The sequence below is a fragment of the Bradyrhizobium lablabi genome, assembly GCF_018131005.1.
GTDB classification, from domain to species: Bacteria; Pseudomonadota; Alphaproteobacteria; order Rhizobiales; family Xanthobacteraceae; genus Bradyrhizobium; species Bradyrhizobium lablabi_D.
Window position 1 is genome coordinate 246,013 of sequence record NZ_JAFCJK010000006.1, and the last position, 20,235, is coordinate 266,247.

At 61.2% G+C, this 20,235-nt stretch carries 15 protein-coding genes; 6 read left to right on the forward strand and 9 right to left on the reverse strand.

The window, feature by feature from the left end:
• Nucleotides 1-69: 69 nt before the first annotated feature.
• From JQ553_RS19910 to JQ553_RS19925, 4 genes are all read right to left on the reverse strand, one after another.
• Nucleotides 70-1,362 (reverse strand): HlyD family secretion protein, encoded by a 1,293-nt coding sequence (locus JQ553_RS19910; protein ID WP_249144437.1) that lies wholly within the window; start codon nt 1,360-1,362, stop codon nt 70-72.
• Nucleotides 1,349-3,679 (reverse strand): ABC transporter permease, encoded by a 2,331-nt coding sequence (locus JQ553_RS19915; RefSeq protein WP_212501702.1) that lies wholly within the window; start codon nt 3,677-3,679, stop codon nt 1,349-1,351. Before JQ553_RS19915 ends, JQ553_RS19910 begins: the two co-directional genes overlap by 14 nt.
• Nucleotides 3,676-4,737: an HlyD family secretion protein gene (locus tag JQ553_RS19920; protein ID WP_212501703.1), complete on the reverse strand. Its 1,062-nt coding sequence runs from the start codon at nt 4,735-4,737 to the stop codon at nt 3,676-3,678. Before JQ553_RS19920 ends, JQ553_RS19915 begins: the two co-directional genes overlap by 4 nt.
• A gap of 202 nt (nt 4,738-4,939) precedes the next feature.
• A complete protein-coding gene (locus JQ553_RS19925; RefSeq protein ID WP_312015170.1) occupies nt 4,940-6,052 on the reverse strand; it encodes an AraC family transcriptional regulator in 1,113 nt (370 codons plus the stop codon).
• Nucleotides 6,053-6,356: 304 nt separating this feature from the next.
• Between JQ553_RS19925 and JQ553_RS19930 the strand changes: the two genes are divergently transcribed.
• The 6 genes from JQ553_RS19930 (at nt 6,357) to JQ553_RS19955 (ending at nt 14,118) form a co-directional block, all read left to right on the forward strand.
• On the forward strand, nt 6,357-8,009 hold the full coding sequence (locus JQ553_RS19930) for a fatty acid--CoA ligase (RefSeq protein WP_212501705.1): 1,653 nt from the start codon (nt 6,357-6,359) through the stop codon (nt 8,007-8,009).
• A gap of 34 nt (nt 8,010-8,043) precedes the next feature.
• Nucleotides 8,044-8,514 (forward strand): MaoC family dehydratase, encoded by a 471-nt coding sequence (locus tag JQ553_RS19935; RefSeq protein WP_312015171.1) that lies wholly within the window; start codon nt 8,044-8,046, stop codon nt 8,512-8,514.
• A gap of 5 nt (nt 8,515-8,519) precedes the next feature.
• Nucleotides 8,520-10,217, forward strand: coding sequence for an alpha/beta fold hydrolase (locus JQ553_RS19940; RefSeq protein ID WP_212501707.1), 1,698 nt, complete (start codon nt 8,520-8,522; stop codon nt 10,215-10,217).
• Nucleotides 10,210-11,181 carry a poly(3-hydroxyalkanoate) depolymerase gene (gene phaZ / locus JQ553_RS19945; RefSeq protein ID WP_249144438.1) on the forward strand — a complete coding sequence of 324 codons (972 nt, stop codon included), beginning with the start codon at nt 10,210-10,212 and terminating at the stop codon, nt 11,179-11,181. The genes JQ553_RS19940 and phaZ overlap by 8 nt, the downstream gene beginning before the upstream one ends.
• The gene (locus JQ553_RS19950; RefSeq protein WP_212501709.1) at nt 11,181-12,398 is read left to right on the forward strand and encodes an acyl-CoA dehydrogenase family protein; all 1,218 of its coding nucleotides are present in this window, start codon (nt 11,181-11,183) and stop codon (nt 12,396-12,398) included. The genes phaZ and JQ553_RS19950 overlap by 1 nt, the downstream gene beginning before the upstream one ends.
• Nucleotides 12,399-13,644: 1,246 nt before the next feature.
• A complete protein-coding gene (locus JQ553_RS19955; protein WP_212501710.1) occupies nt 13,645-14,118 on the forward strand; it encodes a nucleoside deaminase in 474 nt (157 codons plus the stop codon).
• A gap of 623 nt (nt 14,119-14,741) precedes the next feature.
• Here the strand turns inward: JQ553_RS19955 and JQ553_RS19960 are convergent.
• The 5 genes from JQ553_RS19960 to JQ553_RS19980 all read right to left on the reverse strand — a co-directional run bounded on the left by JQ553_RS19960 (nt 14,742) and on the right by JQ553_RS19980 (nt 19,743).
• A complete protein-coding gene (locus JQ553_RS19960) occupies nt 14,742-15,437 on the reverse strand; it encodes an ABC transporter ATP-binding protein (RefSeq protein WP_212501711.1) in 696 nt (231 codons plus the stop codon).
• Nucleotides 15,437-16,189 carry an ABC transporter ATP-binding protein gene (locus JQ553_RS19965; protein WP_212501712.1) on the reverse strand — a complete coding sequence of 251 codons (753 nt, stop codon included), beginning with the start codon at nt 16,187-16,189 and terminating at the stop codon, nt 15,437-15,439. The genes JQ553_RS19960 and JQ553_RS19965 overlap by 1 nt, the downstream gene beginning before the upstream one ends.
• Nucleotides 16,186-17,487 (reverse strand): branched-chain amino acid ABC transporter permease, encoded by a 1,302-nt coding sequence (locus JQ553_RS19970; protein ID WP_212501713.1) that lies wholly within the window; start codon nt 17,485-17,487, stop codon nt 16,186-16,188. The genes JQ553_RS19965 and JQ553_RS19970 overlap by 4 nt, the downstream gene beginning before the upstream one ends.
• Entirely contained in the window at nt 17,484-18,431 is a 948-nt protein-coding gene (locus JQ553_RS19975; protein WP_212501714.1) for a branched-chain amino acid ABC transporter permease, read from the reverse strand. Before JQ553_RS19975 ends, JQ553_RS19970 begins: the two co-directional genes overlap by 4 nt.
• A 79-nt stretch (nt 18,432-18,510) precedes the next feature.
• Nucleotides 18,511-19,743 carry a branched-chain amino acid ABC transporter substrate-binding protein gene (locus tag JQ553_RS19980; RefSeq protein ID WP_212501715.1) on the reverse strand — a complete coding sequence of 411 codons (1,233 nt, stop codon included), beginning with the start codon at nt 19,741-19,743 and terminating at the stop codon, nt 18,511-18,513.
• Nucleotides 19,744-20,235 lie beyond the last annotated feature (492 nt).

Consider the following 20,235-nt stretch of genomic DNA (forward strand, 5'->3'; position numbering starts at 1 on the left):
GGTGGCCCCAGCCGCTAGTTGGAACGCTATTCCAACTTCACGGCCTCGGCAATGAAAAAATGTAGCCGGTTACAAATCGCCGCGGGAGCTGCTTTTCTGTTGCTCCGTCCGGCCATTGCGCCTGAAATTGACGTAACTTTGGCCAGGAGCCGGGCGCCCGCAGCAACACTGCCTTTGTAACCGTTTGCAGATTGCGCTTGCGGTCGGCGCTACTGACGGTCCTGTTGTGACTGTTTCTTCGCTGGCGGCGCCAGACGGGAGAACCCGACCGATGAGGGACGTAGCGAGGCTACGAGCACGCCAAACGTCGATTCTGTGTGCTTGAGGCCAACGCGTGAAAGACGCCTTCGCCTCATGCGCAATTTGGGGAGGAATAGTCAGTCGTTTGCCGTTAGCGCTCGATCCAGCGGTCATGCCGGGCTCGAGACCTGCCGGCACCTGCTGCGCGTCGAGTCGCAGGCGCAGCGTGTTGCGGTCATGATCGCCGATGACCCGTTCGGCCTGCCATGTGGCGAATACGCCGAGCGGCCGCAGCTCGGTGATGACGGATTTGATCGTGCCGTCGGCACCGTTCCGCTTCACGTTCACCGTATCTCCCATCGCGAGACCCCCGAGATGGTCTTCGCGCACGTTGAAGGAGAGCCATTGCTTACCCGCCGCCTCGACCATCAGGATCGGCTGGCCCGCGCGAACGTTCTCGCCAACCTCCGCGGCGATGACGCTGACCACACCGTCGGCCGGAGCGCGCAGGATCATCTTGTCGAGGCGGCGCTCGAGCACGGCGACCGCGGCGGCAGCGGCCTGCACCTGCGCGTCGGCGATTGCGCGCTCCTCCTTGGTCGGGCCCGCCACGGCGGCATCATAGTTCGCCTGGGCCCCCGCCACATCGGCGCGCGCACCGGCGACGTCGTTTTCGGCTTGGTCCAGCGCCTGCTGGGACTCGAAGTTCTGACGTGCCAGCGTGCTGGTCCTGGTGAGCTGGGCCTGCACGTAGTTGAGACGCGAGCTTGCCTTGGCGATCGCGGCCTTCAGGGAATCGACCTGTTCACGGCGAACGCCGGCATAGACGTTGTTGCGGCTCGCGACCGCCGAGGCCAGTGCGGCGTGCGCCTGGTCGAGCTGCGCCGTCAGTTCCACCGCGGAGAGCCGTGCCAGGACATCGCCGGCGCGCACATGGGCGCCTTTCCGGACCGCAATCGACACGAGTTGGCCGTTCACCTCCGGCTCGACGCGAACTTCGGTTGCCCGCACGACGCCAACGAGGGCCGCCGGCGATCCGGAACGGTCGGTGGAGTAGATCACGGCGCTCGCGAGCAGCACGAGCGCGATCGCAACCATGGCTGCAATCCTAGCCTTGCGCATGTGCCCGTCCTCTCTTGACCGCAAATGCCGAGATCACGGCGAGCGCGAAATAGGCCAGCGCCAGGCACCACAATACGCGCCAGTCATGCGCGACCTCCCAGATGCCGGCGCCCAGCTGGTTGATGCGTACGAGGCCATCGATCGCGGAGTCGGCAGGGAAGAGGCGCCCGAACGCCAGGGCCACCTCTGGGATGGCTTCGCGTGGCCAGGCGAAGCCGGCCATGAAGAACTGCGGCAGGCTGGTTGCGAGGAGGAGGATGGTTGCGTTCTCGGGTCGCGTGAACCAGGCGCCGACAGCCTGTCCCATGAAGCTCGTCGCCAGCAGAAAAACACTCGCAAGCGCGAGGAGTTGTGGAAGATGGCCGAGCGTCGAAAAGCCGTAGATGCGGGGCAGGACGATGACATAAAGCGCGAGCGCTGGAAGGTAGATGGTGAGATGAGCGACGCCGCGGCCGAGCACGCCGGCGAGCGCGCCGCCCCCTGCCGCCAGCGCAGTGCCGGTCAACATCGCTGCGCCGATCAGGAGGGTTTGCTGCAGGATCAGCACGAATGCCGCCGGCACGACGTAGCTCGCATAGCCGCCCACCGGGTTGAAGATCGGCTGCAGCAGAACGTTGGCCGGGCTCGACGTCGCCAGCTTCGCCTTGACAACGCTGCCATCCGAGCGCGCGCCTCGCGAGACGAACTCGGACGTCAACGCTCCGATCGCCGTGGCGACTCCGCTGGCGCTCGATCTGAATATGAAGAGGTAGGTGGCATCCGCGTAGATCGGAATGTGTGCGGTGATGCCTTTGAGCACGTCGCGCTCGGTGTTGGGCGGAATTTCGACGGCGGCAAAGGCCTGCCCGCGATCGATTGCGGCGCGCGCTTCGGCAAGCGTCCGGGCACGAACCACGACGCTCAATGCGCCACTGGCGTCCAGTGTCTCGACGATCTGGCGGCTGAGGTCGCTCAGATCATTGTCGACCACCGCGATCGGGAGCTTGCGAAGGATCTGGTTCAGATAGGGTTGCGGATAATAAATGCCATAGACCAGCGGAGCCAGGAACAGCAGGGTGAAGGCGCTCCGCGTTCCGAGCACGCGCCGCCACTCCGCCATGAATGCACCGCCGATGCCGCGCGGCGTTTGCTCTGTTTCGGGCGGCTCGGCGGGTCGCGCCATTGCAAACCAGCCCTTGCGCGTGAGGCTCGCCATGCGCAGCAACGCGAGTCCGGCAAACAGCACGGTCAGGCCGGCAAGCGCCGCGAAGGGAGCGGCGGAATCGGACACGGGCAATCCCCGGGCCGCCTGTCCGAGCAAGACGGCCATGTACCAGCGCAGCGGCAGGATCGCGCTCCAGGTTTGCGCAAAGGCATTCATGCCGATCGTGGGAAAGCCGACGCCGGCATAGCCGAATGCGGGCGAGGCAATCAGGCCCGCAAGCCCAAGTCCCGTCGCCAGGTCGCGCGCCAGGAGCTGCAGCAGGGCGCCCACCGACAGGTAGGCAATGATCAGGAGCGAAGCCGCGGCGACCATCAACGGCAAGTCTCCCTTGAAGGGAATTTGCAGCACGCCCTCCAGGAACAGCGGCTCGGCCAGCATGATCAGGAAGAAGATGCAAAACAGCGGCGCGAGCTTGCCGGCAAGGGCCGCGACCGGATCGCCGCCGGCGCTTTCCAGCCATTCTCGCGCGTTGCGACGGCGGAATTCGGAGCCGACGGAATAGCCGGCAGTCAGCGTGATCACCACATGGATGATCGTCGGCAGCAGCGCGCGCAGCAGAAACTGCGCATAGTTCTTTTGCGGATTGACCAGCGCGATGGTCTCCGCGGTCAGCGTTCCTAGGGAGGCTGGCGCGGGCGTGGCCCGCCGGGCTGGGGCGGCCACGGCCGCCACGGCAGAAAGCGAATCGTTCAGTCCGGAGGACGCAATGCCGGACGGGGTCAGGAACTGCTGGTTATAGAAGCCGACGACCTGCGGGCGGCGCTGGGCCTTCAGGTCGCGCTCGAAATTCGGCGGGATGTAGATGGCGGAAATCGACTTGCCGGAGCGGATATCTTGCACGGCCGTGGACAGCGTGCCGGAGCGATCGACGATTTTCAGGCTCGGAGAGGCCGCAACATATTCGACCAGGGCACGCGAAGCGTCCGACTTGTCCTCGTCGACGACCGTCACCCCGAGCCCCCGGATGACCGGATGGCTGAACACCGTCGTCAGCACCACGAAGGCGAAGAGCGGCACGCCGAAGATCAGGAGCAGCGCGACACGATCGTGAAGCAGCCACCGACATTCGCGCCGTACGACCAGCCAAAACCCGGGTTTTGCGCCCAGACTCATTGCCGCGACCGCCAGTCGAGATAGGCGCTCATGCCCGGTCGCAACTCGGGCACCGGCTGCACCGGATAGGCGCGGATCGAGAACGTTCTCAGATCGAAATCGCCCGAAGCGCGCGTGGCCCGCCAGCTCGCATATTCGCCCTTGGTCGCAATGAGCTTGACTTCGACCGGCACGACTCGGTCACCGAGCGCCGGAATACGGACATCGAACCGATCGCCGACCTTCAGTCCTTTGACGAGATCCTCGCGTAGATCGAAGTGGATCCAGACGTCGGCCAGGTCGATCAGGGTGACGAGCGGCACGCCCGGCGAGACATATTCGCCCGGCTCCACATTGCGCTGATAGACCTGTGAGGCGACGGGGGCATAGACCGCGAGTTGATCGATGATCGATTGAACGCTCTGGATATCGGCGTTGGCCTTTTCGACATTGGTCCTGGCGATGGCCCGCTCTTCCTTCGTGTAGCCATTGACGGCCTGCTCGTAGGCCGACCGGGCCTGATCGACCGCCCGTTCGGTCTCGTGCAGCGTATCGGTCACCTGGTCGAGACGGGCCTGCGGCGCATTGCCCTGTTCGGTCAGGGTGCGAGTGCGGTCGAATGTCTTCTGCGCCAGCACTTGGGCCGCCTGGGCACGCTCCATTTCCGCTTTCCGCGCGGCGACGACTTCCACCCGGGTACCGACCAGCACGTTGGAAAGCTGTGCCTCGGCAACGGCCATCGCTGCCTTCATCTGTTCGAGCTTGGCGACGGTCTCCGGATTATCGATCTTGACGAGAACGGCGTTGGCAGGAACGTTCTGGCCGCGCTCGACGGGTATTTCCTTGACCCTTCCGTCGACGCGCGCGGCGATATCGAGTCGCGTCGCATCCGCCTCGCCTTGCACGAGCAGTGGTTCGGGGCGCAAGAGATAGAAAGCGGAAAGTGCCGCGACAACAACGGCAACGAGACCGACGATGATGGAAGGAATGCGCGTCGCCGTGTGCGTTTCCTTCTCTTGTTCCTCAACTGGAGCGGCAGGCGTGGTCTCGGTTTCTTTGCCAGAGATCGGCATCTCCATGCCTAACTCCCTTTACTTATGACTGGGAGGTTCCTGGGCGCAATCCGAACATCGACGCGCTGCGCCGCTCGATCAGGAATATCCAACAGAATGCGCACCGACCGCCGCAGTTATCAGATAACCTCTGCTCATCAATGGAAATAGTCAATCTCGTCCTGGCAGCTTCTCTCGTTGTCGGCGGGCGTCTACTGTCGGAAACAATCTACTCGCCTCTGATCTCACTGGGGGTCTTGTGCGTCCAACGGTGAAATGCGCGCCGGAAATTCGCTGCGTCGCTGAAGCCTAGGGCAAGTGCGATTTCCTCGTTCGCAAGCTTTGTCGTCCGGAGATATTTCAGGGCCATTTGGGTACGAAGCTCATCCAGCAGGCTGCGGAAGGAAAGGCCCTGCTGCTGGAGCTGGCGCCGCAAGGAGCGTTCGTTCGTGCCCAGAGAGCTTGCCACGTCGGCAAAGGTCGGAGGATTGGTGATATCGTGCAGCAGGAGCTCGCGAACCTTTCCTGCCGTGCCGACGCGCAATTTCAAATCGTCAAGCAAGTCATCGCAAAGGGCAACGATGGCCGGATAGGTCGTCTTATTGCCAAGACTTGCGGCTTCGTCGAGCCACGACGACCGGAATAGGATTTGATTGGTCGGGCTGGCGAAGCGTATGTCGCATCCGACCTGATCTCTCGGCAGACCAAAATCTTCCGCTTCCGGATAGGACAGACGGATTTCATCGGGAGCGAATCTTGAGCCCATGATGTCGCGCATCAACGAGATATGAATGCCAATCTGCATCTCGGTGATGAAGCGATAGAGCTGCGGATCGATCGCGGCGGGAGCGGTCGGCTCGATGAACCAGCTCGCCAATCCATCCTCCTCGGTGAACTCGATTGCCGCCAGCGGTGCGGCGAGCGCGTGATATTGTTCGGCAAAGGTCATCGCCTTGCGGAAATCGGGACAGCAAAGAATGGCAAATCCGTACATGCCATAGGCGGAAATGTGGATCGATGAACCGACGCGATACGGCAGATGCGGCTCGCGCGAGAGCCGAATTGCGTTCCTGTAGGCCGCCATCAATTCGGCGAGCGAAATCCTCGCCTTCGGAGAGTGCAGTTCTTCCGGGGTAAGGCTGACGCTTTTCAGTATTTCGGCGGCCGGGTAACGCTGGCCGAGGAGCACGTCGAATAGCGCCGCGAGTTTGGTCGTTTCGTAAACACGTTCACTCAATCCAACGATCGGCTTTTCCTTCGCGGTATTCGAAACGGAGCGCAAAGCGGAAGACCTGACGGGTTGATCGGACTTGCGCAACTGAACCTGCCTCTGGGCATCCACACGGGTTCGACACGTCTGTCGCCGGTCGTTGGTACAAGATAGCAGTTTTCCAGCCGCCCGAGGGCACAGCCGGTCACACTCCCGCTCCTTGCAGCAGTTTTATTCAAGACACCGGCCCCTCACGGCCGGCAACCTGTCCAGCTCGGACCCATCTGCCGTCCGTTTCGGACCTTTACAAGCGCCAGCCCGCGCGCGAGGCTACCGCTGTCGCGGTCTGGCGCGAACAGACCAGACCCAAGCGATCCGCTCGCCCAACAATGGCGGACGCCGATAGGGACGGAAGGACAGATCAAGGGAGGCCGCCATGGTCGGAAGGCTGATCCAGGTCGCCAAGTCAGCTTACCGATATCCGTTAATCTTCAAGCAATTGTGGCATACGCCGCAGGTGCAGGCGCCGAACCAGGAGATCGTCTACCGCGATCTTAAGCGCTTCACCTATCTCGAGATCAGGGAGCGGATCGGCCGTCTTGCGTCGGCGCTGAGCAAGGCGGGTGTCGAGCCCGGCGACACAGTGGGCGTGCTTGACTGGGACAGCCACCGGTTTTTCGAAGCCTTCTTCGCGATCCCGATGATGGGGGCGGTGCTGCAGACGGTGAACGTTCGGCTGTCACCGGAACAGGTCGCCTATACCATCGACCACGCCGGCGCCTCGACGCTTCTCGTCAACGATGAGTTCGTCGGATTGCTGGAAGGGCTGAAGGTCCAACTGCCGAAGGTCAAACGGCTGATCGTGATGTCGGACCAGCCTGTGCCGCAGACCGGCAGCCTGTCCTTCATCGGTGAATATGAGAGCCTGCTTGCCGCGGCCTCGCCCGACTACGACTTTCCGGATTTCGACGAGAATACCCAGGCGACTACATTCTACACGACCGGCACGACCGGCCTACCCAAAGGGGTCTATTACAGCCACCGCCAACTCGTGTTGCACACAATCTGCGGCCTGGCGCTGTTCGGCATGGCGGGACTGCACGGGCGTTTTTCGCGTGACGACGTCTACATGCCGATTACGCCGATGTTTCACGTCCATGCTTGGGGGTTCCCCTGGTCGGCGACGCTCGCGGGCGTCAAGCAGGTCTATCCCGGGCGCTACGATCCGGCGATGTTGGTCAAGCTGATCAAGAATGAAGGCGTTACATTCACCCATGGCGTGCCGACCATCCTGCAGATGCTGCTGAACGCGGCGGCCGCGGAGAATGTCGACCTGAAAGGTCTCAAGATGGTGATCGGCGGGTCGGCCTTGCCGAAGGCCCTGGCCAAGCGCGCGCTTGAGGCAGGCATCGATATCTTCGCAGGGTACGGAATGTCGGAAACCGGCCCGTTGGCCGCAGTGTCCCATGTCAGGTCCAAAGATCTCACCGGCGATCCCGACGGCGAGGTCGAGTTCCGCGCCAAGGCCGGGATCGCCGGGCCACTGGTCGATCTGCGCATCGTCGATCCCGACATGAAGAACGTCGTCCATGACGGCAAGTCCGCCGGCGAGATCGTACTGCGTGCACCATGGCTTACCCAAGGGTATTTCAACAATCCCGAAGGCTCGGAGCAACTTTGGGCGGGCGGCTACCTGCACACCAGCGATATCGCCGTAGTCGACCCGAATGGCTATGTGCACATCACCGACCGGATCAAGGATGTGATCAAGACCGGCGGCGAGTGGGTCTCATCGCTTCAGATTGAGGACCTGATCTCGCAATGCACCGGCGTCGCGGAAGCCGCCGTCATTGGCGTCAAGGACGACAAATGGGGTGAGCGACCGCTCGCGCTCGTTGTCAAGCGAGCTTCCGATGCGAATGACGTCAGCGAAGCGGCCATCAAGGATCATCTCAAGACGTTCGCCGACCAGGGCGTCATCTCGAAATACGGAATCCCGGAGAAGATCCTGTTCATCGACAGCATTCCCAAGACGAGCGTCGGCAAGATCAACAAGAAGGATCTGCGCGAACGCTACACTGACATGTAGCTTTCACCGCCAGGAAAAGATGGAGGAGGACAACGTGAGCAACCTCACCCTTGCCGGTTTGGGCGACAGCGTTGGGCGCGAGCTTGGAGTTTCCGATTGGGTCACGATCGACCAGCCACGTATCGACGAATTCGCCTCCTGCACCGGCGATCGTCAATGGATCCATGTCGACGTTGAAAGAGCGAAACGGGAAAGTCCGTTCCGCGGCCCGATCGCGCATGGCTATCTGACTCTGGCGATGGTGGCCCCGCTTGCGATGCAGATCGGAGTCATCCCGAGCGACGCCGCTGCCGGACTGAACTATGGAATCGACAAGGCCCGCTTTCTGGCGCCCGTGCCGGCTGGTGCGCGCGTGAGATTGCGTGTGGTGCTTTCCGGCATAGAGCCAAGGGAAGGCGGGCAGGTGATCATGAAGACGCAGAACACGCTGGAGGTGGAGGGATCGGAGAAGCCCGCGCTGATTGCCGAAACGCTGGCGCTTCTGATCCCCGCCAAGGGAGCATGACGGCAATGAGCATGGAAAATCGTGATCCGTCCGCGTCGGACATGTCCGAGGCGGCATCCAGAAACACGCTGGCGCTCAATCCGCTGGTTGGCATTCGGGGCGAGGACCTGGTCGAAAGCGCCGGAATCCTATTCAAGGCGGCCACCAACGAGCCGCGAGTCGCGACCGAACAATGGCTCGCTTTCATCGGCGAGCTTGGCTCGATCGCCGCCGGCAAATCCGAGCGTGCGCCGAACGCGGGCGACAGGCGATTTTCAGACCCGGTCTGGAAAGACAGTTCGCTGCACAGCAGCTTGCTGAAAGCCTATCTCGCCTGGGGCGAGGCGGTGAACGGCTTCGTCGACAAGACCAGCCTCAGCGACATCGACAAAGCGCGCGCGCACCTGATTACAGAAATCCTGATTGACGCCGTCGCGCCGACGAATGCGATGCTCACGAATCCGGCTGCGGTGAGGAAGTTCATCGACACCGGCGGACAGAGCCTGTGGGACGGATTGAAGAACTACTTCAACGATCTTACTAAAAATCGTGGCATGCCGTCGATGGTAGACACGAGCGCATTCAAGGTTGGGGAGAACCTCGCGGTCACCCCTGGTGCCGTCGTGCTGCGCAATGACCTGCTGGAGGTGATCCAATATACGCCGACGACGGCAACCGTCTGGAAGCGGCCGCTGCTGGTGACGCCCCCGCAGATCAACAAGTACTACGCGCTCGACCTCTCCCCGGACAAGAGCATGGTCCGCTTCCTGGTCGAGAGCGGAATCCAGTCCTTCGCCGTTAGCTGGCGGAACCCGACCGCGGCCCATCGCGACTGGGGACTGGAGACCTACGTTGCGGCGCTCGACGAAGCCGTCGACGCGGTGCGCGAGATATCCGGCACCGAGGACATCTCGATGATGGGCTCGTGCTCCGGCGGCATTACGTCGACGGCCTACTTTGCCACCCTCGGAAGCGCTGCGGAGAAGAAAATCAGGAACATGGTGCTGGCAGTCTGCTTGCTTGATCCCAACTCGGCCGAGGAGAGCGCTTTCGGCTGTCTGATAACGCCGGAGACCATGCGCGCGGCCAAGGAGAGCTCGCGGCTGAAGGGTATTGTCGATGGCCATGATCTGGCGCGGATGTTCGCCTGGATGCGGCCCAACGACCTGATCTGGAATTACTGGGTGAATAACTACCTGCTCGGCAACCAGCCGCCGGCTTTCGATATCCTTTACTGGAACGCCGATACGACCCGCCTTCCGGCGGCTCTGCATGGCGACTATCTCGACCTCTATTTCACCAACCCATTCATGAACGCCGGCAAGCTCACACTCAACGGCAAGATCGTCGACATGGGCAAGGTCGAAGCCGATAGCTATGTAATCGCCGGTGTTACCGACCACATCACGCCGTGGAAAGGCGTCTACAAGACTGCGCAGATCATGGGCGAAGGCACCACCTTCGTGCTATCAAACAGCGGGCACCTGCAGAGCCTTCTTAATCCTCCAAGCAATCCGAAAGCGTCGTTCATGATCGGGTCGGTCCGTGCGGATTCACCTGATGGGTTCCTGGCCGCCGCGGAGAAGCGGAAGGGAAGTTGGTGGCTTGATTGGCGCGACTGGCTGCATGCGCGCTCGGGAGAAGAGGTGGCGGCGCCAGTTTCGCTCGGCAGCGCGCGTCATCCGATACTTGGTGCGGCCCCTGGGACCTACGTCTTTGACTGACAATCTAGCCAACCCGGACCAGGCGAAACGGGCTGTCGCGGCGACGCCGGGTGCGATCGAGGCCCGGCAGGTCATGATCGGCGGTCAGTTGCTTCAGGTCGCGGTCAGGCATGGTGGCGGCAGCGGTCCGCCGCTGTTGCTGTTCAATGGAATCGGGGCCAATTGGGAGTTGGCGAAGCCGTTCCTCGAAGCACTCACGGGCACGACGGCAATCATCTTTGACGTGCCCGGCGTTGGCGGTTCGCCCAGGCCGCTCCTGCCGTATCGCCCATCGACACTGGCTCGGCTTGCTGCCGGTCTCGTCGCCGAGTTCGGCTACAAAGAGATCGACGTCGCCGGCGTGTCCTGGGGCGGCGGAATCGCACAGCAGTTCGCACATCAATATCCAACTCTATGCCGGCGGCTGGTCCTCGCAGCGACGGCCCCCGGCTTCACGATGGTGCCGGCAAGCCCTGCGGTGCTGTGGAAAATGGCGACCCCGCGCCGCTACACCGACAAGGAGTACATGAACAGGATCGCGGCGGATATCTATGGAGGCGCCTTTCGCCACGACCCGTCCCTGATCGGCCGGCATGCGAACGCGATGCATGGGGCGCGCAACCTCGGCTACCTTTACCAGCTTCTTGCGATGAGCGGCTGGACCAGCCTGCCGTGGCTGTGGTCATTGCCGCAGCCGACGCTCGTGCTGATGGGCCGGGACGATCCACTCGTGCCTTCGATCAATGGTCACATCCTGGCGAGCCTGATTCCGAAGGCCGAGCTCCGGATGATCGAGGACGGGCACTTGTTCATCGTGACGCGGCCGGCGGAAACCGCCGCCGTAATCGAGGCATTTTTGGTCGACGCGAACAAGCATGTCGAACCGTCGTCTCCGCTCGCACGAATGGCCGATGGGGTCAGAGATATCATTTCGACGGCCGGAGGACGGAGCGATATCCGAACGCAGAGCGAGGGGAGGAAATAATGACAACTCAGCAGGCAAAACCAATCGGGAAAGCTGACTACGCGCCTCCTCCAATCGAAGGCGACTTCTACCGGATAGCCGCCGTGCTGAGCGACAGCGAGCGCGCCCTTCTCAAACGTGTTCGGGAATTCACGGAAGGCGTCGTGGCGCCGGTGATCGAGGATTATTGGGGCCGCGATGCATTTCCCTTCGAGATCATCCCGAAGATGGCTGAGGTTGGTATCGGCGGGGTGGGCTATCAGGGGTATGGCGCTGCCGGCGGCAACTGGCTGCTGAACGGTTTTGTCGCGATGGAGTTGGCGCGTATCGATGCGTCGGTCGCGACGTTCTGGGGTGTGCACACCGGCCTTTCTGCCGGATCGATCTATCTGTGCGGGGACGAGGAACAGAAGCAGCGATGGCTTCCACCCATGATGCGTTTCGAGAAGATCGGCTCGTTCGGCCTGACGGAGCCGCTGGTAGGGTCGGCGACATCAGGCGGAATGATGACGACCTGTCGGCGAGATGGCGACTCCTGGATACTCAACGGACAGAAAAAGTGGATCGGGAACGCCACATTTGCCGACGTCAATGTGATCTGGGCACGAGAGGAGGGCTCAAACCAGGTCAAGGGTTTCGTGGTGGGAAAGGACAATCCAGGCTTCTCGGTCGAAAAGATCAAAACCAAGATGGCGCTGCGCGTTGTTCAGAACGGGCTGATCACGTTGAAGGATTGCCGTGTTCCCGAGACGGATCGCCTGCAGAACGCCAACAGCTTCAAGGATACCGCCAAGGTGCTGAAGATGACCCGCACCGGAGTGGCATGGTTTGCCGTTGGCTGCCAGATGGGCGCCTACGAGAATGCCTTGCGTTACGCGACCGAACGGACGCAGTTCGGCAAGCCGATCGGCGGCTTCCAACTCGTGCAGGATCTGCTGGTAAGGATGCTCGGCAACGTGACCTCGACCCAGGCGATGATGTTGCGTCTCGCCCAGCTTCAGGACGAAGGCGTGATGCGCGACGAGCATGCGTCACTGGCGAAGGCGTTCTGCACGGTCAAATGTCGCGAAACTGTCGGCTATGCGCGTGAGCTGCTCGGCGGCAATGGCATCCTGCTCGAGAATCACATCGGGCGCTTCGTTGCCGATGCGGAAGCGATCTACTCCTATGAGGGTACAAGGGAGATGAACACGCTGATCGTCGGCAAGTCCATTACTGGATTGAGTGCCTTCATATAGCGCCAGGCATCGGCCCGGCCCCACTATTTTTTGACCCTCTCCCTGCGGATCGGCATGATAGTTGCTCGAACAGCGGGTTTGGCATTTCTCTGATCCGCCGTAGGTGAACCGTGGATAGGAATGCATGCCATGGAGCAGGAGCGGCCTGTGCCGGGTTACCCGAGCGTGGATGACGTGACGTGAGAGGTGAAACCTTTTCGCGAGGCACGCAATGATCGCGAACCTCCCAAGCAAGACGAAATGGATTGTTGGCGTTGTCATCCTGGTCACTGCAACGGCGACCGCAGCCCTAATCGGCGCTTGGCTCCCTGCGTGGATGCTCGTGTTGCTGGGTTCGATGGGATTGGCACTGCTATACATCGTTGCGAGGCTACGGTCCCGATACGATCCGCTAGACCCGCGCTTTGGCAGTTGCATCCCGCCAATCAACATGCCGAGAGCTGACAGCAATTCTCTGGCCCGGCCCGACGCTGGCGAGCGGCGATCTGGAGGCTGACAGGAATTCTTAAGCCAAGTGATCGGTTCTCTTCGGAACAGCATCGCCTGCTGTGATCGCGACTGAGGTATCAGCAGCCCCCGCAGATTTAAATACGGCCACGAGCGATGACCTTTGCTTGTGAGAACGACCTCAGCAGCGGGGGCGCGTGCTGAGGCCGTTCGGGGCGCTGAGTGCCGGTAAGAGGGACGACACCCACCCTGAAATAGCGCGTGGATCGCGGTCGTGAAATCTACCTTTTCCGGTACAGCCGAATTGGTGGGCTGTTGTTGGGCGGCCTAAAGCGCGATGAGATCAGGATGAAGCATCATCTCGCTTTAGCTTGTTGTTTGCGCATGATCTCTGCGAAAACGCTACGCGTTTGTCGCGAGGGCAAACCGCTACACACTTGTCCGGATCATGCTCTAGTCCTGCGGCGTTACCGGATTTGTGAGCTTGTTCCGAATTGGCACGATCGCTCGCGATGCCATTTCAGCAAGGCTCGGAAGGAGTGAGGGGTGTTTTCGTGATCCGACGACCGAAAATTCCTGTCTGGGGAAAAAGGGCCGCTCGTCGGGCAAGCGACCCAAGTTCTGGGAGGAAATGCCCAAGGTGGGCAGCGATAGCGAGGCGCTCGGGATGGAGCCGAAGAGCATAGCCCATGCGCCACCAGACGAATTCGGGGTAAGGTAGGGTTCCAACCGATCCTGGATCGATACCGATCGAAGCTGGGTGCGATGCTCGCTCACTGGCGTACCGAAGGAGATTACGATGAGCGATACCGAATGGTTTCTTCGCCAGGCAATCGAGCTCGCACATGCCAATGTGGAAAACGGCGGCCGTCCTTTCGGGGCGGTCGTGGTAAAAGACGGCAATGTCATCGCGACTGGCGTGAACGAGATACTCAGCACCAACGATCCGACTGCGCATGCTGAATTGACGGCGATCCGAACAGCGAGCCAAAAGCTCGGCTCGCCGAACTTGGAGGGTTGCGCCATCTACGCGAGCGGCCACCCCTGTCCGATGTGTATGGCCGCAATGCGCTTGGCCGGCGTCAGCGAAGTCTATTATAGCTATTCCAACGACGATGGCGCGCCTTATGGCCTCTCCACGGCGAGCGTCTACGCCGAGCTGGCCAAGCCCTTTTCCGAACAGTCGATGAAGATCGGCTATGTACCAGTCCGCCTGGAGTCTCGGCCCGATCTTTATGCCGAGTGGAAGAGGAGACATTCTGGACAGATATAGGGGCGGAGATCGAACACTTTGCTTGCGGGTATTCTGGGTTCGGCGCCGCCTCCGGATTGGGCCGGGGAAGATGCAGCGGGGCCTCACGTGGCCCTGAATTTGATTGTGGCAGGAACTCTGACTGGCATGCGGACGGTCGGCGTCGCATAATGGCATCATGGAGCACGTTCATAAATGCACTTCCGTTCTGCGTCATCTCATTGCTGCGGGCGAGGAAAACTGCGTCCCCACGGCCCAAAAGGCCATTGGCGACATGCTGGCGGTGACGCCGGCTGACCAACATAAGGCTTCGCTAGATCGCGTCCGAGCAGTCGTCGAGGTCCATCGCGCTGTAGCTTCCGGTCCACAGCTGAGCCTTGCGGACACCATCAACGACTACATCGAGAAGCTGATGAGGGCGCTAGAATGACTTCAACGCGCCCCGGCTGGCATGTTCCATACTATAGCGTTTTCGAGCGAAGTGGACGCCGGTTCGCGTGAAGAAAACGCGTCAAAACAGGAATCGAGAGCTTCGGTTCTGATTCAATCAGAATCGAAAATGCTCTAGCGTCGTGCGCGGACGTTTCATGGTTTGCTTTTGCAGCAGTTGAGTCGCGCGGACGTCGGACGGCCTGGCGTCCCGCTCAAACCTCCAGCCATTCCTTTCGGACCGACGCGTTGTTGGTCAGGTCTGAAGGCGTGCCCTCGAAGACGATACGACCATGACCCATGACGTAGACGCGGTGCGATATTCGCATGGCGATCGAGAGCTTCTGTTCCACAAGCAGGATGGCCACTCCGCGTCGCGCGATTTCTGCGATCAGGTCGCCTACCTGATGGACAATGAGGGGCGCCAACCCCTCGGTCGGCTCATCGATCATGATCAGTTCGGGGTTGCCCATCAGCGTGCGGCACATCGTCAGCATCTGCTTCTCGCCACCGGACATCACCCCCGCCGCGGTATCCGCACGCGCTGCAAGGTTGGGAAACATCTGCAGCATGTCGTCCATTTGCCACTTGCCGGGTTTGCGCGGGTCCTTGATGCCGAGCATCAGATTCTGGCGCACAGTGAGGCCCGGAAAGATGTCGCGGTTCTCCGGAACATAGCCAAGGCCGAGGCGCGCGATCCGGTAGCTCGGCAGGCCTGCGATGTCGGCTCCCTTGAATCGAATGATGCCTTGCGGCGGCACTTCCCCCATGATGGCCTTGACGGTAGTGGAACGGCCCACACCGTTTCTGCCCAGCAGGCTCACGACCTCGCCAGCCGCAATCCGCAGATCGACGCCCTGGAGAATGTGGCTCTTGCCGTAGTAGGCGTGGAGATTTTCGACTTCGAGCATCAGGCGGCCTCTTCGCCGAGATAGGCTTCCCTCACCTTGGGATCGGAGCGGATCTGGTCCGGCGTTCCTGTCGCAATCACGTGGCCGTAGACAAGAACCGAAATGCGGTCGGCCAACCCGAACACGACGCTCATGTCGTGCTCCACGATCATCAAGGTTCGACCTTCGGTGAGGCGGCGGATCAGCGTAACCGCGCGCTCGGTTTCCGCGTGACTCATTCCCGCGGTCGGCTCGTCGAGCAGGATAACGTCGGCACCGCCGGCAACCGTGATGCCGATTTCGAGCGCGCGCTGCTCGGCATAGGTGAGGAGCCCGGCGGGAACGTCGCGTCGCGTCGCGAGGCCGATGTCGGCGAGGATTTCCGCGGTCCGATCGCGGACTTCAGGAAGATGGTCGATATTCTTCCAGAACGAATAGCGGTGGCCGGCAGTCCAGAGCACGGCGCATCGCAGGTTCTCCCACACACTCATGTTGGCGAACACGTTCGTGACCTGGAAGCTGCGAGACAGTCCGCGCCGATTGATCTGATATGGCCGCAAGCCGGAAATCACCTCGCCGCGGAGTTTCACCGTTCCCGACGTCGGTGCGATATAGCCGGTAATCAGATTGAAAGTGGTGGACTTTCCGGCACCGTTGGGGCCGATCAGTGCATGCCGCTCGCCTTGCGTCACGCTCAAATTCAAGTCGCGGATGATCGAGATGTTACCAAAACTCTTTTGAACATCCTTGATCTCGATAGCGGGTGCGGTCATGTGGAGTGTCCCTTCTCGCGCGCCGCCGTGAGCGCTTCGTCCCAGGCTTGCGCGAGCCGGATCCAGGTTTTTCGCGCGACGAAGAAGCCGCCGACGATCAGCACGAGCGCGGCGAGCCAGGTGAGCGGACTCGATACATTGAAGTTGATGCCAAACGCCCTGATATTCGGATCTTCGCCGGGGTTCACGGTGTGATGCACCAGAGTCTCGATGCCAAGAACGAGACCTGCGATCATCGCCAGCGTCGGAACAAGCGAGATCAAGTAGTAGGGCAGCACCGTTCCCAGTGCGCCGCCCTTGATCAGCGGGCGATGCATCATCAGAAGTCCTGTGATGCCGCCTGGCGCAAACGTCACAACCGCAATGAAAAACAGTCCGAAGTAGAGTTGCCAGACCGACGTCAGATCGCTCAGGCTGAGTGACAGCACGGTCACGAATATCGCTCCGACGATCGGCCCGATGAAATAGCCGACGCCGCCGATATAGGTCGAGAACAGCACTGTCCCGGACTGGGCCGCGCCGAGATAGGCGGCGTTGGCGATTTCAAAGTTGATCGCGGCAAGCGCGCCGGCGATGCCGGCAAAGAAGCCGGCAAAGCAGAACGCCAGATAGCGAATGACGTGGGGGTCGTAGCCGACAAACTGAACGCGCTCGGGGTTGTCACGCACCGCATTGCACATGCGGCCGAAGGGCGTGCGCGTCAGCGCATACATTGCGACGATAGCGATCAGGGTCCACGCCGCCACCAGATAGTAGATTTGGATCTGGGGACCGAAATTCCAGTCGAAAAGCCGGATCAGTTTGGTGCGGTTCGCCGATATGCCGGCTTCCCCGCCGAAGAACGTGCGCAGGATAAGGGCTGAGGATGCGATCAGTTCCGCGACGCCCAGCGAGATCATCGCGAAGGCCGTTCCGCTGCGCTGGGTCGAAACCCAGCCGAGCAGCACGGCGAAGAATAGGCCGGTCATGCCTCCGATCAGGGGAACGAACGGTAGGGGGATCGGCAGCTTGTTGGCGCCGATCATATTGATGGCATGTATGGCCAGAAATCCACCGAGGCCGTAGTAGACCGCGTGCCCGAAGGACAGCAGTCCGGTCTGGCCGAGCAGGATGTTGTATGACAACGAAAAGATGATCGAGATGCCAATCAGGCTGAACGTCGTCAGCGCGCTGCCCGAGCTGAACAGCCTGGGCAGCACCAGCAGCAGCAGCACTGCGCCAGCCCAGAGGCCATAGAACTTTATCCTCTCGCTGAGCGGAGGGTAGGGTGGTGCGACGCGTGAGGCCAGTTCGGTCATGTTTCGCGCGTTCCCAACAGGCCCATCGGGCGAAAGATCAAAATGAGCACCAGCAGCACATACGGCATGATCGGCGCGATCTGGGCGACGGTGACGCCCCAGATGTCCGAAAGCCAGCTTTGCGCGTAGTCCGGACTTAACGGACCGAATGCGCCGGCAAGCGAGCCATTCATCGAAACCGCAAAGGTCTGGACAAGACCGATCAGCAGTGAAGCCACGAATGCGCCCGGCAGCGAGCCGAGCCCGCCGACGACCACCACCACGAACAGGATCGGTCCGAGGAGGGCCGCCATGTTCGACTGCGTCACCAGGGCGGGACCGGCGATTACGCCGGCCACTGCGGCGAGCGCCGTGCCGACGCCGAACACCAGCATGAAGACGCGTTCAACGTTGTGGCCGAGATGCGCAACCATGTGAGGATGAGTGAGGGCCGCCTGAACGATCAGGCCGACGCGCGACTTCTTGAGGACGATCAGCAGGCCGACAAAGATGGCGATCGATACCAGAAGCATGAACATCTTGTAGGCGGGATAGTTGGTCGAGAAGATCCTGAAGGCCGGAAAATCCAGCGACGGCGGGATGCGGAAGTCGACCGGGCTCTTGCCCCAGATCATTTGCACCACTTCCTCGATCGCAAAGGCGAGGCCGAAGGTGAACAGGAGCTCGGCGACGTGACCGTTGCGGTGGACCCGGCGCAGGCCGAACCGCTCGACTGCGGCTCCGAGCGCACCGGCCAGCAGTGGGGCGATGAAGAGGGCCGGCCAGAAGCCGACCCAGCGGCTGATCTGGAAGCCGAAGAACGCGCCCAGCATGTAAAAGCTCGCATGCGCGAAATTGAGCACGCCAAGCATGCTGAAGATGACCGTGAGGCCGCTCGCCATCAGAAACAGCAGCATTCCGAACAGGATGCCGTTGAGCGTGGAAATGACGACAAGTTCAAGCACGACACACCACCCCCTGGGCGATGAACCGACTTCGCACCGGCGATCGCCGGAGCGAAGTCACTCTGCGCGGTAGCGCCGGTTAGTTCGGGCGTTCCATCTTGCAGGTGGTGGGAAGCACGGTCTGGTCCGTGTCGATCTTCGCGGCCAGCCTCCAACCCCAACCCGTCTTCTCTTCGTCGAACGGCTCCTTCTCGGTGCGCTCACCGAAGGAGGCGATGTACATCGGTTGGAAGAATTGATGATCGTCCTTCCGCATCATGCCCTTGCCGCCGCTGTAGACCTCGAATTCCATGCCTTCGAGCGCGGCTGCGACCTTGACCGGATCGAGCGATTTGGCCTTGTCCGCCGCGGCGGCAAACATCCGCATCTCGTTGACGGCACGGGGGTAGAACAGGCTGAAATCGTATTTCGCCCGCAGGGCCTTTTCAAAAGCGTCTGCGGGGGGATGGCCGAGATTAGGAATTCCCTCCGCGATCTGGAAGACCTGATGATTGAGGTTCGCCTGCTTGATCGCGGTGGGACCACCGGTCCCGCCGGCATAATAGGTGTACCAGTTCACCTTCAGCCCCGCATCGGCCGCCGCCTTGAGGAGTAGCGCGAAATCTTGCCCCCAGTTGCCGGTGATGACGGTGTCGGCGTCGGACGCCTTGATCTTCGCAATATAGGGCGCGAAGTCGGTGATCTTCAGCAGGGGATGCAGTTCGTCACCGACGACCTGGATGTCAGGTCGTTTCGCCTTCAGCATGGTCTTGGCCGCCGAGCGAACCGACTCGCCGAACGAATAGTCCTGATTGATCAGGTAGATCTTCTTGATCGACGGAACGCTCTTCATATAGTTCGTCAGCGCTTCCATCTTGATGTCGGAATTGGCATCCCAGCGGAAATGCCAGAAGCTGCATTTTGCGTTGGTGAGGACCGGATCGACCGCGGCGTAGTTGAAATACAGAACCTCTTTGCCGGGGTTGCGATCGTTGTACTTGGTTATGAAGTCAGTGAGCGCACCTGCGACCGATGATCCATTGCCCTGGGTGATGTAACGCACGCCGGCGTCGATCGCCTTCTGCGCCTGGATCAGGCTCTCCTGCGGATTGGTCTTGTTGTCGAAGGGAACGATCTCGACTTTCTTGCCGAGAATGCCGCCTTTGGCGTTCAGCTCCTCGGCGAGGAATTGAAAGGTCTTGAGGCCAACTTCCCCGACGCTGGCTCCGCCGCCCGAGAGCGGGTCGATGTAGCCGATCTTGACCGTATCTTGCGCAAAAGCGGTTCCGCCGAGCATTGGCAGCAAGGCCGCAACCATCATCCAACGGCGCATGGCAACTCCTCCCTCCTGGTCGATCTTTTTTCGAAGGCTTATGGGAATCGCCAACCGCAAAAAAACAGACCGGAAGACGAGCGCCTTCTCTCTTCCAAGTGTTGTCCAATCGTTCTGAAGCCGCAAGCGAATAAATGAAACCGGCGTTTAAACGCCGAGGGATTTTGAGTCGCGGCAAGGAGCCGCGGCGGCTGCAACTGGTATCCCAGCCGGCCCGACGTCGTCCGCGGCGGAGCCGACGGGAGGCCGATTGACGGTGTGAGGTGGCTGACGCCGGGGAACGCGACTGCTCGCGATGCCGGCGGTCCGCTGGGTGAGAGGCCGTCGTCTGGTATCTCAGTATTCGCGGCGATATCGGCGATCCTGGTTCGCTCCTGCCGCCGCGAGCGAGGCGTATGGGCGACGGACAGCTTGAACGCGACAGTACCCGAACGGCACTGGAACGGTGGCGCTGCCGCGTGGGGTTTTCTGTTGTGGAACGCGCGCGCTCGT

Coding starts and splice junctions, on each gene's coding strand:
- JQ553_RS19910 (WP_249144437.1), bottom strand. CDS start 1,362: ATGCGCAAGGCTAGGATTGCAGCCATGGTTGCGATCGCGCTCGTGCTG.
- JQ553_RS19915 (WP_212501702.1), bottom strand. CDS start 3,679: ATGAGTCTGGGCGCAAAACCCGGGTTTTGGCTGGTCGTACGGCGCGAA.
- JQ553_RS19920 (WP_212501703.1), bottom strand. CDS start 4,737: ATGGAGATGCCGATCTCTGGCAAAGAAACCGAGACCACGCCTGCCGCT.
- JQ553_RS19930 (WP_212501705.1), top strand. CDS start 6,357: ATGGTCGGAAGGCTGATCCAGGTCGCCAAGTCAGCTTACCGATATCCG.
- JQ553_RS19940 (WP_212501707.1), top strand. CDS start 8,520: ATGAGCATGGAAAATCGTGATCCGTCCGCGTCGGACATGTCCGAGGCG.
- JQ553_RS19950 (WP_212501709.1), top strand. CDS start 11,181: ATGACAACTCAGCAGGCAAAACCAATCGGGAAAGCTGACTACGCGCCT.
- JQ553_RS19955 (WP_212501710.1), top strand. CDS start 13,645: ATGAGCGATACCGAATGGTTTCTTCGCCAGGCAATCGAGCTCGCACAT.
- JQ553_RS19960 (WP_212501711.1), bottom strand. CDS start 15,437: ATGCTCGAAGTCGAAAATCTCCACGCCTACTACGGCAAGAGCCACATT.
- JQ553_RS19965 (WP_212501712.1), bottom strand. CDS start 16,189: ATGACCGCACCCGCTATCGAGATCAAGGATGTTCAAAAGAGTTTTGGT.
- JQ553_RS19970 (WP_212501713.1), bottom strand. CDS start 17,487: ATGACCGAACTGGCCTCACGCGTCGCACCACCCTACCCTCCGCTCAGC.
- JQ553_RS19980 (WP_212501715.1), bottom strand. CDS start 19,743: ATGCGCCGTTGGATGATGGTTGCGGCCTTGCTGCCAATGCTCGGCGGA.